Genomic DNA, 15,038 nt, shown 5'->3' with positions numbered 1-15,038 from the left:
GCCGACAGCCGCTAGAATAGCGCCCATGAGCTGGCACTGAGCCTGCTTTACGGGATTCGAACGCCCTATTTCACGATACGCTTCACCATCCAAGGACGGCCATTGCCTGCTGTCAGGGTGAAGCGAGTATCGCATCGGCGGGTACACGCCGGGCCAACAGCAAACGAGGTTCTTTACGTGATCATCAAACCCAAGGTTCGTGGCTTCATCTGCACCACCACACATCCCAAGGGCTGCGAGCAGAATGTCGCCGAGCAGATCGCCATCACCCGCAAGACAGTCGGTGACAAGCGTGACGGTGGTCCGAAGAAGGTGCTGGTGATCGGTTCTTCCAGTGGCTATGGCCTCGCGGCACGCATCACGGCAGCCTTCGGTTATGGCGCCGATACCCTGGGCGTGTTCTTCGAGAAGCCGGGCACCGAGAAGAAGGCCGGCACCGCAGGCTGGTACAACTCTGCCGCCTTCGACAAGTTCGCCAAGCAGGAAGGCCTCTACAGCCAGGCCATCAACGGTGATGCCTTCTCGCACGAGACACGCGCCAAGGCCATCGAGCTGATCAAGGCCAACATGGGCGAAGTCGACCTCGTCGTCTACTCGCTGGCCTCTCCGGTGCGCAAGCTGCCGGACAGCGGTGAAGTGAAGCGCTCCGTGCTCAAGCCGATCGGCGAGACCTACCGCGCGACTGCCATCGACACCAACAAGGACACCATCATCGAAGCGGAGGTCGAGCCGGCCACCGAGCAGGAAATCGAAGATACCGTCACCGTGATGGGTGGTCAGGATTGGGAGCTGTGGATGCAGGCGCTGGACGACGCCGGCGTGCTGGCTAAGGGCGCCCGCTCCGTCGCCTTCAGTTACATCGGTACCGAGATCACCTGGCCGATCTACTGGCACGGTGCGCTGGGTCGCGCCAAGGAAGATCTGGACCGCGCCGCCGGCAGCATCCACGAGAAGCTGTCCGCCAAGGGCGGTCGTGCTCACGTGGCCGTGCTCAAGTCCGTGGTCACCCAGGCCAGCGCCGCGATCCCGGTCATGCCGCTCTACATCTCCATGGTCTACAAGATCATGAAGGAGAAGGGCCTGCACGAAGGCACCATCGAGCAGCTCAACCGCTTCTACGCCGAGCGCTTCTATGGCGAAGGCGAGATCGCCACCGACGAGTCCGGCCGTCTGCGTCTCGACGACTGGGAGCTGAAGGACGACGTCCAGCAGGCCTGTCAGGAACTGTGGCCGCAGGTCACCAGCGACAACCTGTTCGACATCACCGACTACGCCAGCTACAAGCAGGAATTCTTAAAGCTGTTCGGCTTCACCCGTGATGACGTCGACTACGATGCCGATGTCGCCACCGATGTCGAGTTCGATGTCGTTCAGATGTAAGAGCGTTTCAACATAAGCGCGCCTCAGCATAAGCGCGCCTCGGCATAAGCGCAGAGGTCTTGGCAGCTCGCTGAGCGCTGCCCACTGAGACCTGAGCGCTGCCCGCTGAGCACTGACCGCTGAGCACTGCACGTTGAGCACTGACAGCTGAGCACTGATGACGCCATCCTTCGGGGTGGCGTCGTCGCGTTTGGTGGTCTCATCTCGAGCGTCATGCCAGTCCGGGCCAGGCACAAGTGCCAGAGGCATGGCACAATATGGCGCCACCCTCACGCGACGGACCTCGACTCACACTCATGCCCGTGGATTCACTGGTTTCCCCCCAGGCCCAGCAACGCCAGATAGGCTTCGTGCTGCTGCCCGGCTTCTCGTTGTTGTCCCAGGCCTGTGCGCTGGAGCCCCTGCAGGTGGCCAATCAGCTCGCGGGGCAGACACTCTATCGGGCCGTCACCTTCGCGCTTGACGGGCGTGGCGTGGCATCCGCGGCGGGCTTGAGTCTCTCGCCGGACAGTCTGGTCGCCAGTGATTCGCGCCATCTGGATGCCCTGTTCGTGTGCGGTGCTCAGCCGGCGGGCGAGGCGAGCCTGCAGGAGGTAGCCTCTAATCCCGCGCTGCTGGCCTGGCTCAAGCGTCTGGCCGAGCGTGGTGTGATGCTGGGCGGCATCTCCACCGGCACCCGTGAGCTGGCCCGCGCCGGGTTGCTCGATGGCTATCGTGCGACGATCCACTGGCAGCGCGCCGAATCCTTCCGCCGCGATTTCCCGCAGGTCAACGTCTCCCATCAGCTTTATGAGCTGGACCGTGATCGTGTCACCTGCGGCGGTGGTACCGCGGCGATGGACATGATGATGACGCTGATCGCCCAGCAGCATGGCCGCGCGCTGGCCGAGAAGGTCTCCGAGCACTTCGTCTGCGAGCGTATCCGGCTGGCGGACGAGCCGCAGCACGTGCCGCTCAAGAACCGTTTCGCCCATGCGCCCCAGCCGCTGGTGGAGGCCGTGACGCTGATGGAGGCCAATATCGAGGAGCCGCTCTCTACCCACGAGATCGGCGAGCACCTCGGCATCTCGCGGCGTCAGCTGGAGCGGCTGTTCAAGAAGCATCTGCAGGCGGTGCCTAGCCGCTACTATCTGGATCTGCGTCTGGCGCGCTCGCGCCAGCTGCTGCGCGAGAGCGATCAGCCGATCGGCGAGATCGCACTGGCCACCGGCTTTTCCAGCGCCGCTCACTTCTCCACGGCGTTTCGCAACCATTTCGGGCGCAGCCCCCGCGACGAACGTCTCATGCTGCAGGCCTGACACCTGCCCTGGATGACAAAAGTCGCCTCCTGACATAAGTCGTCGTCCTTTCGCTGAAAGTCTTTGTCATCTCGCCTCCCTATACTCGAGTGTCATGACCCGTGGCTTGCCGATCATCGGCCGGCCACGCCAAGACCCCGCGATGAGGAAGAGACGATGACCCAGCTGACCCGTGCCGATTTCGACCATACCATGGTGCCCAACTACGCACCCCAGGCTGCCATTCCGGTGCGCGGCGAGGGTAGCCGTCTGTGGGATCAGGAAGGTCGCGAGTACATCGACTTCGCCGGTGGCATCGCCGTCACCTCGCTGGGTCACTGCCACCCGGCGCTGGTCAAGGCGCTCAAGGACCAGGCCGACAAGGTCTGGCACCTGTCCAACGTCTACACCAACGAGCCGGCACTGGCGCTGGCCAAGGCGCTGACCGAGCGCACCTTCGCCGACAAGGTCTACTTCTGCTCCTCCGGTGGTGAGGCCAACGAGGCCGCGCTCAAGCTGGCGCGTCGTTTCGCCCACGACACCCATGGCGAGAAGAAGGACAAGATCATCTCCTTCCGTCAGTCCTTCCATGGCCGCACCTTCTTCACCGTCAGCGTCGGCGGCCAGCCCAAGTATTCCCAGGGCTTCGGGCCGATTCCGGGCGGCATCCAGCACGCCGAATTCAACAATCTCGACTCCGTGCGCGAGCTGATGGGCGATGACACCTGCGCGATCATCGTCGAGCCACTGCAGGGCGAGGGTGGCATCATCCCGGGCGAGCAGGCTTTCCTGGAAGGACTGCGTGAGCTGTGCGACCAGCACGATGCGCTGCTGATCTTTGATGAAGTCCAGAGCGGTGCCGGGCGTACCGGCCACCTGTACGCCTACCAGCACTTCGGTGTGGTGCCGGACATCCTGACCACCGCCAAGGGCATCGGCGGCGGCTTCCCGCTGGGCGCCATGCTGACCACCGATCGCATCGCACCGGCCATGGCCATCGGCACTCACGGTTCCACCTACGGCGGCAACCCGCTGGCGTGTGCCGTGGGTCTGGCGGCGCTCGAGACCATCGATACCCCGGAAACCCTCGACGGCGTCGCGCACCGCCACCAGCTGCTGCGCAACGGCCTGGAAGGCATCGCCAAGCGTCACGGTGTCTTCAAGGAAGTACGTGGCATGGGCCTGTTGATCGGTGCCCAGATGGCGCCGGACTACGCGGGACGTGCCAAGGACATTCTCAACCTGGCGATGGAAGAAGGCCTGATGGTGCTGATCGCCGGTCCTGACGTGCTGCGTCTGGCGCCGTCGCTGGTGATCAGCGAAGAGGAGATCCAGAGCGGTCTCGACAAGCTCGACCGCGCCGTGGCGAACTTCGTCGCCGCCTCTGCATCTGCATGAGCAGCGCCATGAGCAGTGCCCCGATGCTGGTGGTACGGCCTGCCGAAAGCCGCGATCTGCTCGCCCTCGAGCGGCTCGCGGCCACGGCCACGCCTCGCCTGACCAATCTGCCGGCACATCGTGACCGCCTCGAGGAGCGCATTCTGCGCTCCCAGCGCAGTCTGCGCGCCGAGATCGACTTCCCGGGCGACGAGATCTACTGCTTCGTGCTGGAAGATCTCGACACCGGCGAAGTGGTCGGTACCGCCTCTCTGCGCGCCGAGGCTGGCGCGCGGGAGGCCTACTACACCTATCGTCAGGAAACGCTGATCCACGCCTCGCAGCAGCTCAATGTGCGCCACGAAGTGCAGACGCTGTCGCTGTCGCATGAGGTGTCGGATGCCACGCTGCTGTGCGCGCTGTCGCTGGATGCCCGCTATCGCGAGACGGATGCGGACAGCCTGCTGCGCCGCGCACGCCTGATGTTCATCGCCCAGTACCCGGAGCGCTTCGCCACCGAACTGGCGGTGGCCTTCCCGGGCTATCTGGAAACGCGCGACGAGCGTCAGGTCAGTCCGTTCTGGGACAGCGTCGGCCAGCACTTCTTTGATCGTGATTTCAATGAAATCAATCAGATGGCAGGGGTGCGCTCCAAGAGCTTCATCGCCGAGGTCATGCCGCCGTTCCCGCTCTATCTGCCGCTGCTCACCCCCCAGGCGCGCGCCGCCATCGGGCGTGAGAATCCGCGCCATGAGTACGCCATGCAGGAGATGCTCGCCGAGGGCTTCTCGCGCTCGCGTCATGTCGACATCTTCGATGCCGGCCCCTTGCTGCTGGCGGAGTGCGAGCGTCTGCACACCTTCAAGCAGTGCGGTTGGCATCCGGTGCGTATCCGCCCGCAGGAAAGCCTGCCGGATGCGGTACCGGCGATGGTGGCCAACCAGCGTCTCGGCGATTTCCGCTGCGTGCTGGCGCGCTATGCCCTGACGCCGACCGGCCAGCTGATGTTGACGCCGCAGCAGGCCGAGGTGCTGGGCGTGGAAGAGGGGCGTGCGGTGCTTGCCGTGCCGATGCCATTGCCGACGATGGATGAGGGAGAGTTGTAATGCGCATTCGTCCTATCGCTCGACACGATATCGAAGGCCTCAAGGTACTGGCGCGGGAAACCGGTGTCGGCTTCACCTCGCTGCCGGACAATCATGAGTTTCTCAGCGCCAAGATAGAGCGCACCCTGGCCGCCTTCGAGGGCCGCGAACCCAGCGATGATCGTCTGTACTTCTTCGTGCTCGAGGATGATCGCGATGGCAGCATCGCGGGCTGCTGCGCCATCGAGGCCTGCGTGGGCACCGATGCGCCGTTCTATCACTACCGTCTCGGTTCGCTGGCGCACTCCTCGGTGCAGCTCGATCTGCATCGCACCCTGGATACGCTGACGCTGTGCTCCGACCACACCGGCGATGCCGAGGTCTGCTCGCTGTTCCTGCGTGAGGGCTGGCGCAAGGACCGCAACGGCGCGCTGCTCTCCAAGGTGCGCTGGCTGTTCATGGCCCAGTTCCGCGCGGCCTTCCCCGACAAGGTTCTGGCTGAGATGCGCGGTGTCTTCACGCCCGAAGGGCGCAGCCCGTTCTGGGAGTGTCTGGGCAGCCACTTCTTCCCGATGGACTTCAATGAGGCCGACCGCCTCACCGGCATGGGCCAGAAGAGCTTCATCGGCGAGCTGATGCCCAAGTTCCCGATCTATACGCCGTTTCTCTCCGAGCCCGCACGGGCCGCCATCGGGCAGGTGCATGAGCACACCCGACCGGCGGTGGCGATGCTCAAGAAGGAAGGGCTGCGCTGGGAAGGCTACGTCGACATCTTCGATGGCGGCCCGACGGTCGAGGCCTATATCGATGACGTGCGTGCCGTGCGTGACAGCCAACTGGCGAGTGTCGAGGTCATCGCGGGTGATGCCCCGGCCTGCGAGCGTCCCGCCGTGATGGCCGCCACCACCGGCATGGCAGACTTCCGTGCCAGCTGGATCAATCACGACGTCACCCGGGACGACTCCGGCGCCTGCCATGTGCGTCTGCACCGTGATGAGGCCGAACGCCTCGGCGTCACCGGCGGTGACACGCTGCGTGTGCTGGCCGGCTGAAGCGTCCGCCACGGGCATCCGCTTCTTCGCGCCACCTCGCAGGCGCACACCGCCTTGCGTCCTTTTGCCATCAGCGGGGCAGATCGCCAACTGCCCCGTTACTCCTTGTTCAGCGTCGCTCGCGCGGCGCGCCCTTTCGATGAGGCATGCCATGACCACTACGAATTCAACTCCCGCCACACTCAACGTGCGTCAACAGCTCTTCATCGACGGCGCGTGGCAAGCGGGCGAGGCCGCATCCTTCACCAAGACCGACCCCGTCTCCCACGCATGTCTGTGGCAGGGCGCCGCTGCCACTGCCGAGCAGGTCGAGCAGGCCGTCGCGGCAGCGCGTCAGGCATTCCCGACCTGGGCGCGCCTGGGTTTCGAGGCGCGTCTGGCGGTGGTGGAGCGCTTCCGCGATCAGCTGGAGCAGCATCGTGAAGCGCTGGCGATCAGCATCGCCAGCGAAACCGGCAAGCCGCTGTGGGAAGCGCGCACCGAGGTCGGTGCGATGATCGGCAAGATCGCGATCTCGGTGAAGGCCTATCACGAGCGTACCGGCGAGCGCGCCAAGGATGTCGCGGGCACCCAGGCAGTCCTGCGCCACCGTCCGCACGGTGTGATGGCGGTCTTCGGCCCCTACAACTTCCCGGGCCATCTGCCCAACGGCCACATGGTGCCGGCGCTGCTGGCGGGCAATGCCTGTGTGTTCAAGCCCTCCGAGCTGACCCCGGCCACCGCCGATCTCACCCTGCAGTGCTGGGAGGCCGCGGGCCTGCCGGCCGGCGTGATCAATCTGGTGCAGGGCGCGGCGGAAGTCGGCCAAGCCCTGTCCCAGTCCGAGGGCATCGATGGGCTGCTGTTCACCGGCAGTGCCAAGGTCGGCAAGCTGCTGCACCGTCAGTTCGCCGGTCAGGTCGGCAAGCTGCTGGCGCTGGAACTGGGCGGCAACAACCCGCTGGTGGTGCGCGATGTGCAGGATGAAACCGCCGCGGTACTGGCGATCATCCAGTCGGCCTTCGCCTCGGGCGGTCAGCGCTGTACCTGTGCGCGACGCCTGATCGTGCCGCAGGGCGAGGTCGGTGATCGTCTGATCGAGACACTGGCCACGGCGCTGCGTGAGCTGCGGGTGGCGGGGCAGTTCGCGCAGGACGCCCCCTTCTATGGCGGCCTGGCCAGCGTCACCGCGGCCGAGGGGCTGCTCAAGGCGCAGGACGATCTCGAAGCGCTGGGCGGCAACGTCATCGTGCGCATGCAGCAGGTGGAAGAGGGCACCAGTCTACTCAGCCCGGCGCTGATCGATGTCACCGGCCTTGCGCTCGAGGACGAGGAATTCTTCGGTCCGCTGCTCAAGATCCACCGCTACACCGATTGGGACGACGCCATCGCGCTGGCCAATGACACCCGCTACGGCCTCTCGGCCGGGCTGATCGGGGGTGAGCGTGCTGACTGGGACGACTTCCTGCTGCGCATTCGCGCAGGCATCGTCAACTGGAACCGCCAGACCACCGGCGCCTCCGGCGACGCGCCCTTCGGTGGCATCGGTGACAGCGGCAACCATCGCCCCAGCGCCTATTACGCCGCCGACTATGTCAGCTATCCGGTCGCCTCGATGGAAGCCGAGGAGCTGGCGCTGCCCGCGAACCTGCCGGCCGGTATCCGTCTGTAAGGCCGTCCGTTCGGGCACCGTTGCCGCTTACCCATTGTTGACCACGACGCCCGCCGTGCCTGTTTGCTGAGCTGGCAAGGCGTCGTGGCAGGAGACCTTCATGTCCGATACCCCGTATCAAGAGATCAATTTCGATGGCCTGGTCGGCCCGACCCACAACTACGCCGGTCTGGCGCATGGCAACGTGGCCTCGATGCGCCACGGCGGGCTGGCCTCCAACCCGCGCGAAGCGGCGCTGCAGGGCCTCGACAAGATGAAGTCGCTGGCGGATCTGGGTTATGCACAGGGGATTTTACTGCCGCAACAGCGCCCGGACCTTGGCGCACTGCGTGATCTCGGCTTCACCGGCAGCAACGCCCAGGTGTTGAAGGCGGCCAGCGAGCAGGCACCGCAGCTTCTGCGTGCGGTGTGTTCCGCCTCCAGCATGTGGACAGCCAACGCCGCCACCGTCACGCCGTCGCGCGACAGTGGTGATGGCCGCGTGCATTTCACGCCGGCCAACCTGCAATCCAGCTTCCACCGCTACCTGGAGCCGGCGACCACCGGACGCATCCTGGGCGCCATCTTCGCCGACGATGGCCACTTTGCGCATCACCCCGCGCTGCCCGCAACCCCGGCCTTCTCCGATGAGGGCGCCGCCAACCATACGCGGCTGTGCGATGGCCACGGCGGGCCGGGCGTGCATCTCTACGTCTATGGCCGTCAGGCCTTCGGCGGTGATGGCGTCGAACCGCGTCGCTATCCGGCGCGCCAGACGCTGGAAGCCAGTCAGGCCGTCGCGCGTCAGCATGGCCTGAGCGAAGAGCAGGTGGTGTTCGCCCAGCAGCACCCGGACGCTATCGATGCCGGCGTCTTCCACAACGACGTCATCGCGGTGGGCAATGGCCCGGTGCTGTTCTATCACGAGCTGGCCTTCCGCGATGAAGAGGCGGTGCTTGATGAGATTCGCGCCAAGCTGTCCACGCCGCTGATCCCGATCCGCGTGCCGCTGGAAGCCGTCAGCCTCGAGGATGCCGTGTCGTCCTATCTGTTCAACTCGCAGCTGCTCTCCAACGACGATGGCAGCATGACGCTGGTGGTGCCGGGCGAGTGTCAGGAGAACGAGGCGGTATGGAACGCGCTGCAGAATGCGATTCTGGCCGGCCCGAATCCGATCGGCGAAGTGCTGGTCAAGGACGTGAAGCAGAGCATGCGCAATGGTGGCGGCCCGGCTTGTCTGCGTCTGCGCGTGGTGCTCAGCGACGCCGAGCGCGCCGCGCTGTCCGGGCGCGTGATGATGAGCGATACGCTGCACGCCGAGCTGGGTGACTGGGTCAAGCGTCACTACCGTGACAGCCTGACACCGGCAGACCTCGCCGACCCGCAGCTGGCCGAGGAAACCTTGGCGGCACTGGATGAGCTGACGCGGTTGCTGAAGGTCGGCAATGTCTACGCCTTCCAGCGCTGATCGCCCTCGCTGAAGTCCTGAACGACACAGCCCCCATCGGTCTTGCCGGTGGGGGCTGTGTCGTTGTGGATATGTGGTCTGAGAGTTGAGATCTGAGAGGCGGATGCCGTGGCGCGACTCAGGCCAGTTGTGGCTGGATCACGCGCGTGGGCTCGCGACGCACCGGCCAATGCACGATGGCGGCCAGCAGACCGAAGATGCCGCTGGAGATCCACAGCAGGTCGTAGCTGCCGGTCAGCTGATAGACGACGCCACCGCCCCAGGCCCCCAGGAAGGCGCCGACCTGATGGGCGGCCAGCACCATGCCGAACACGAAGGCCTGACGCTTCTGGCCGAAGTAGAGCGCGACGGCCTGGCTGGTCAGCGGCACCGTCGACAGCCACAGAATGCCCATGATCGCGCCGAAGGCGTAGAGCAGCATGCTGCTGGGCGGGATGACCACCATCGCCATCACCAGCGCGGCGCGGCACAGATAGATCAGCATCAACAGCTGCGGCGGGTGACGACGGCCGCCCCAGGCACCGAACAGGATGGTGCCGGCGATATTGAGCGCGCCGATGATCGCCAGCGTGTTGCCGGCCACGTTCAGGGGCAGGCCGCAGGCGACCACGAAATTGGGCAGGTGGGTGGCGATGAAGGCGACGTGCACACCGCAGACGAAGAAGCCGCCGGCGAGCGCCAGAAAGCGCCGGTCCTGCAGCAGCGGGCCCTGGCTCGGGATATCCTCCTCCGCTGGTGCCTCACTGCCGGCCGGCGGGCGACGCAGCAAGGGCAGAGCCATGGGAATCAGCAGCAGACAGCTGGCGCCGAGAGCCAGCATGGCGATCTTCCAGTCGATCAGCACCAGCATCGGGGTCGCGACCGAGTAGATCAGCTGCCCGAAGGAGCCGCCGGCCGAGGCGATGCCCAGCCCGATGCCACGATGCTGAATGGGGACCACGCGCGTGACGGCAGCCAGCACCAGCGGGAAGGTGGTCGCGCCGATGCCGATACCGGCCAGCACGCCGGCGCCCAGCATCCACACCGTCGGGGTCGGCCAGAGGGCGGTGACGCCCATGCCGACCGCATAGCACAGGCTACCGACGAGGAAGACGCTGAGCGTGCCGAAGCGGTCCGACAGCTTGCTGGCGATGGGCGCGGCCAGCCCGAAGACCAGATTCTGGATGGCAAGCGCGAATGACAGACTCCCCATGCCCCAGGTGAGTTCGCTGGCCATCGGTGGCAGCATGAAGCCCATGGCCTGCCGCGCGCCGGTATTGATGGCGAGAATCAGCGCTGCCAACGCGATCGCTGCCTTCCAGTTCAGTTGCATGTCTGGCCCACCCCTGTCGTTATCATTGTGCTGCGGATTCCGTTGCCTGTGGGCAGAAGATCACCTTGAGACCTTGGTCTCTATATTCCACTTTATTCTCATGGATGGGCGCATCCCGAATACGTCAACGACGGTAGCAGAAGCGACAGCGCAGTCGTTGCTTGTCACGTACGGTTGTGCCGCGGTCGTGGCGCGGACGTCGTCGATCCCGCCACCTCAGGAGGTAGTGATGCATATCGGTCTGCTGCAATGCGATGACGTCAATCCGGCCCTCATCGAGCGGCACGGCAACTATCCCGCCATGTTCCAGGCCCTGCTCACGCGCAGCGACCCGGATATCCGGCTCAGCGTCTGGCGCTGCCTGGATGGCGAGTTTCCCGAGCAGCTGGATGCCTGCGATGGCTGGCTGATCACGGGGTCAAAACATGGCGTCAATGATGGGCTCGCCTGGATCACGACACTGTGCGAGTTCGTTCGGCGCGTGCATGCGGCAAAGCTGCCGCTGGTCGGTGTCTGCTTCGGCCATCAGGTGATCGCCAGGGCCTTGGGGGGTGAGGTGGAGAAACATGCGCGCGGCTGGGGTGTCGGCCTGTCGTTCAATCGTGTCCGTGCGCGACGCCCCTGGATGCAACCGCCGCAAGCAGGGCTGGATCTCATCGTCAGCCATCAGGATCAGGTCAGTGTCCTGCCTGCCGATGCCCGGGTGCTGGCGGACAGCGCCTTCTGTGCCTTCTATCTGATCGAGGTGGGCAGCTGCCTCGGCGTGCAGGGGCATCCCGAGTTCAGTGCCGCCTACTCACGTGACCTGATGAGGCTGCGTCGCGAACAGATCGGCGAACATCGCGTGCGCGAGGGCGAAGCCTCCCTGAGTGTCGCGCCAGACAGCGCCGTGATGACGCAATGGATGCTGGCCTTCATTCGCCACTGGCGTTGAGGTCTGACCAGCGCAGGGCGCTTTTTCACGAGGCGTCAGGAACGAGCAAAAGCCTCAGGAACGGGCAGGGACTGTCAGCTGTCAGGCGCCGCCAGGCATCGGTGACGAACCGTGCCCGGCTTGCGTGGAATCCACTGCCGATCGCACCCCGCGAAACGCTATACTGTCATGCATGTCACATGCGCTGTTTACCATGGCGGGTGCCATATCCCGGCCTGGTGGCATGCTCCGGTCTCGCGACACCACACTGTTTCCCGTTTGGCACCATGGTGCTGAGTCGTGACCTGTAGAATTTCGCCATTCGGGGTATGCCAATCGCGCAGCCTGCCCGACATGCAACGTGCCGTTCGCCCCCTGACACCGGACACACGCAGCGTCAGTCTACTGACGCCATGTCGAGTCATGCCGTCGCGCCGCTCTGTATCCCAGCTCTGTATCCCAATCCTGTCCCTGCTTCATGCTCCTGAGGAGAAGCCCCTTGGCCAACTTCACTCTGAACGGCAAGGCCGTCAGTCTCGAGGTCGATCCGCAAACCCCGCTGTTATGGGTGCTGCGTGAGCACCTGGGTCTGACCGGCACCAAGTTCGGTTGCGGCATCGCCCAGTGCGGCGCCTGTACCGTGCACCTGAACGGCACAGCGGCGCGTACCTGTGTCCTGCCGGTGCTGGCCGCCGAAGGTGGTGACATCGTCACCATCGAGGGGCTGGCCGAGAACGATGACCACCCGCTGCAGCAGGCCTGGGTCGAGGAGCAGGTGCCGCAGTGCGGTTACTGCCAGTCCGGCCAGATCATGCAGGCCGCCGACTTCCTCAAGAACACGCCCGACCCCACCGATGAGCAGGTCACCGCCGCCATGGCCGGCAACCTGTGTCGCTGCATGGCCTACGTGCGCATCCATCGCGCAGTGAAGCGTGCCGCCACCATCGCCAATGAGCGTGCCACCAGCCAGGTGAGCGGTCAGCAGACCGACGCCACGGCCGCGACTGCCGGCGTCGGCACCTTCGATCCGCGTGCCACGGCAGGCACCGTGTCCCATTCTGCTGTCGAGGAGACGTCTCATGGCAAGGTTTGATGACAAGCTGGCCGCGCATCAGCGCGAGCTTGCTGCCGCGCACAAGACTTCCTCGAGCCGCGGCGGTATCACGCGGCGTGGCTTCCTGATCGGCAGTGTGGCGGGTTCCACCATGCTGGCCTTCGGTGTGTCCGGCGCGGCGCTGGCTGCCGGGGCAGACGGCAAGGGCTCGGCCAGCGAGACGCTGTCCGCCGGGGCCTTCGAGCCGACCATGTGGTACGCCATCGCCACTGATGGCACCGTCACCGTGCATATCACCAAGTCCGAGATGGGCCAGCACGTCGCCACCAGCCTCGCGCGTCTGGTGGTCGAGGAGCTGGAAGCCGACTGGGACAGCGTCAAGGTCGATTACGTCGACAGCGCCCCCAAGTGGGGCTACATGATCACAGGCGGCAGCTGGTCGGTTCACCAGAGCTACCAGCCGCTGTCACAGGCCGGCGCGGCGGGACGTATCGCGCTGATCGAGGCGGGCGCTCAGCAGATGGGCGTGGCGGTCGAGAGCTGCAAGGCGCGCAAGGGACGCGTCATCAGTGGCGATCAGTCGCTGAGCTATGGCGAGATCGTCGCGGCGGGGCTGGAGCGCAGCTTCTCCGAGGAGGAGCTTGCGGCCATCGAGCTCAAGCCGGCCTCCGAGCGTCGCGTGCTGGGCACCAAAGGCAACGCGCTGGACGTGCCGCCCAAGACCAACGGTCAGGCCGTCTACGGCATCGACTACACCCTGCCGGAAGATATCGAGGCGCGTGTCGGCAAGACATTGCATGCGCGTCCGGTGATGCCGCCGAGCCGCTTCGGCTGCAAGGTCACCGCCGTCGATGACAGCGAGGCCCGCAAGGTCATCGGCTATCGCCAGACCATCGAACTCAAGGACCCGTCCGGCATCTGTCAGGGCTGGCTTGCGGTCATCGCCGACAACTTCTCGGCGGCGATGCGCGCCACCGACCTGCTCAAGGTCGAGTGGAGCAAGGGCGACAGCTATCAGGTCGACGAGACGGCGATCCAGGCCGAGGGCCAGCGTCTGGTCAGCTCGCCGAGCCGCGACAATGGCTCGCTGCTGGTGGATCAGGGCGACCCTGCGCCGCTGCTCGAGAATGCCGCCACCACGGTGGAATCCACCTTCACCACCTCAAGCGTGCTGCACTTCACGCTGGAACCGGCCAATGCGCTGGCCTACGAAGAAGATGGCCACTGGCACATCCACTGCGGCAACCAGCAGCAGTCCCTGCTGACCTCACTGGTCACCAAGGCGCTGGAGCTCGAGGAAGGCAAGGTCACCCATCACCAGCTGTATCTGGGCGGTGGTTTCGGGCGTCGTCTGCACGGTGACTACGCCGTGCCGGCCGCGCTGGCCTCCAAGGCCGTGGGGCGTCCGGTGAAGATGATCTTCACGCGCCCCGATGACAGCCGCTTCGATTGCGTGCGCTCGCCCTCGGTGCAGCGTCTGCGTTCCGGTCTCGATGCCGAGGGGCGTGTCGTGGCCTCCGAGCACGCCGCCGCCGCCGGCTGGCCGACGGCAGCCTTGATGCCGGCCTTCATGGCAGAAGCCATCGAAGGTGGTGGCAAGCTGGATTCCTTCTCCATCAGCGGCGCGGACCATTGGTACAACGTCGGCACCCAGCGTGTCTGGGCGCAGCAGAACAAGGTCGCTCACGAGGCCTTCGTGCCCGGCTACCTGCGCTCCGTCGCACCGGGCTGGACGCTGTGGGCGGTCGAACAGCATATCGATGAGCTGGCGCTGGCGGCCGAGCAGGACCCGGCCGAATTCCGTCTCGCACTGCTGGACGCCGAAGGCCGCAATGCCGGCAAGGCGCCGGTCAGCACCGGCGGTGCCGAGCGTCTGCGCAACGTGCTCAAGCGCGTGATGGAGAAGTCCGGCTGGAGCGAGCGCGACAGCCTGCCGGCAGACACCGGCATGGGCGTGGCACTGAGCTTCGGTCAGGAACGCAGCATGCCGACCTGGGTGGCCTGCGTGGCACGGGTCAAGGTCGATCGCGCCACGGGCGAGGTCAAGCTCGAGAAGCTGACCAGCGTGGTCGATGCCGGAACGCTGGCGCATCCGGATGGTGCCATGGCGCAGCTGGAAGGCTCGCTCCTGTGGGGCGTCTCGATGGCGATGCACGAAGGCACCGAGTACCGTGAGGGCGGCCCGGTGGCGCAGAATCTGGGCGCCTACCAGCCGCTGCGCATGCACCAGGTGCCGCAGATGGATCTCGAGTTCGTCGACAGCACCGAGATGCCGGTCGGTCTCGGCGAGCCGGGCACCACGGTGGTCGCACCGGCGATCGCCAACGCCATTCAGCATGCGGTCGGCGTGCGCCTGCGTGACCTGCCGATGCGTCCGGCGGCGCTCAAGGCCGCGCTCAGCGAGGCCTGATCCTCACCGGTGAATGCCTCTGATACCCGCCACTCCGGCATGCCCGGGTGGCGGGTTTCGTGTCTTCAGACCGCGCGCAG

General features: G+C 65.5%; 10 protein-coding genes and 1 pseudogene. 10 read left to right on the top strand and 1 reads right to left on the bottom strand.

Annotated elements, in window-relative coordinates:
• Positions 1 to 177: 177 nt before the first annotated feature.
• The 7 genes from fabV to astB all read left to right on the top strand — a co-directional run bounded on the left by fabV (position 178) and on the right by astB (position 9,269).
• On the top strand, positions 178 to 1,380 hold the full coding sequence (fabV, locus tag MSG32_RS16940) for an enoyl-ACP reductase FabV (RefSeq protein WP_248380959.1): 1,203 nt from the start codon (positions 178 to 180) through the stop codon (positions 1,378 to 1,380).
• Positions 1,381 to 1,676: 296 nt separating this feature from the next.
• Entirely contained in the window at positions 1,677 to 2,678 is a 1,002-nt protein-coding gene (locus MSG32_RS16935; protein ID WP_172978721.1) for a GlxA family transcriptional regulator, read from the top strand.
• Between the two features lie 156 nt (positions 2,679 to 2,834).
• Positions 2,835 to 4,055: an aspartate aminotransferase family protein gene (locus MSG32_RS16930; protein WP_248380956.1), complete on the top strand. Its 1,221-nt coding sequence runs from the start codon at positions 2,835 to 2,837 to the stop codon at positions 4,053 to 4,055.
• Positions 4,056 to 4,078: 23 nt separating this feature from the next.
• Positions 4,079 to 5,140: an arginine N-succinyltransferase gene (locus tag MSG32_RS16925; protein ID WP_043334469.1), complete on the top strand. Its 1,062-nt coding sequence runs from the start codon at positions 4,079 to 4,081 to the stop codon at positions 5,138 to 5,140.
• A complete protein-coding gene (astA, locus tag MSG32_RS16920) occupies positions 5,140 to 6,171 on the top strand; it encodes an arginine N-succinyltransferase (RefSeq protein ID WP_248380953.1) in 1,032 nt (343 codons plus the stop codon). Before MSG32_RS16925 ends, astA begins: the two co-directional genes overlap by 1 nt.
• Before the next feature lie 151 nt (positions 6,172 to 6,322).
• Positions 6,323 to 7,822: a succinylglutamate-semialdehyde dehydrogenase gene (gene astD / locus MSG32_RS16915; RefSeq protein ID WP_248380951.1), complete on the top strand. Its 1,500-nt coding sequence runs from the start codon at positions 6,323 to 6,325 to the stop codon at positions 7,820 to 7,822.
• A 100-nt stretch (positions 7,823 to 7,922) separates the two neighbouring features.
• Complete coding sequence (astB, locus tag MSG32_RS16910) at positions 7,923 to 9,269, top strand: N-succinylarginine dihydrolase (protein WP_248380948.1); 1,347 nt, start codon at positions 7,923 to 7,925, stop codon at positions 9,267 to 9,269.
• A 118-nt stretch (positions 9,270 to 9,387) separates the two neighbouring features.
• Here the strand turns inward: astB and MSG32_RS16905 are convergent, their stop codons facing one another.
• A complete protein-coding gene (locus tag MSG32_RS16905) occupies positions 9,388 to 10,581 on the bottom strand; it encodes an MFS transporter (protein ID WP_054555695.1) in 1,194 nt (397 codons plus the stop codon).
• A gap of 229 nt (positions 10,582 to 10,810) precedes the next feature.
• Here MSG32_RS16905 and MSG32_RS16900 point away from each other — a divergent pair, with 229 nt between their 5' ends.
• From MSG32_RS16900 to MSG32_RS16890, 3 genes and pseudogenes are all read left to right on the top strand, one after another.
• Positions 10,811 to 11,515: a gamma-glutamyl-gamma-aminobutyrate hydrolase family protein gene (locus MSG32_RS16900; protein ID WP_248380945.1), complete on the top strand. Its 705-nt coding sequence runs from the start codon at positions 10,811 to 10,813 to the stop codon at positions 11,513 to 11,515.
• A gap of 457 nt (positions 11,516 to 11,972) precedes the next feature.
• Positions 11,973 to 12,440: pseudogene (locus MSG32_RS16895) on the top strand ((2Fe-2S)-binding protein); the annotation flags it as partial.
• A gap of 133 nt (positions 12,441 to 12,573) precedes the next feature.
• A complete protein-coding gene (locus MSG32_RS16890; protein WP_248380943.1) occupies positions 12,574 to 14,958 on the top strand; it encodes a molybdopterin cofactor-binding domain-containing protein in 2,385 nt (794 codons plus the stop codon).
• Positions 14,959 to 15,038: the final 80 nt, after the last annotated feature.

It is taken from the genome of Cobetia sp. 1CM21F (assembly GCF_023161745.1).
Classification (GTDB): Bacteria; Pseudomonadota; Gammaproteobacteria; order Pseudomonadales; family Halomonadaceae; genus Cobetia; species Cobetia amphilecti.
Note: the sequence above shows the minus strand (reverse complement) of the source record. Positions and strands in the feature narration are given on the sequence as shown.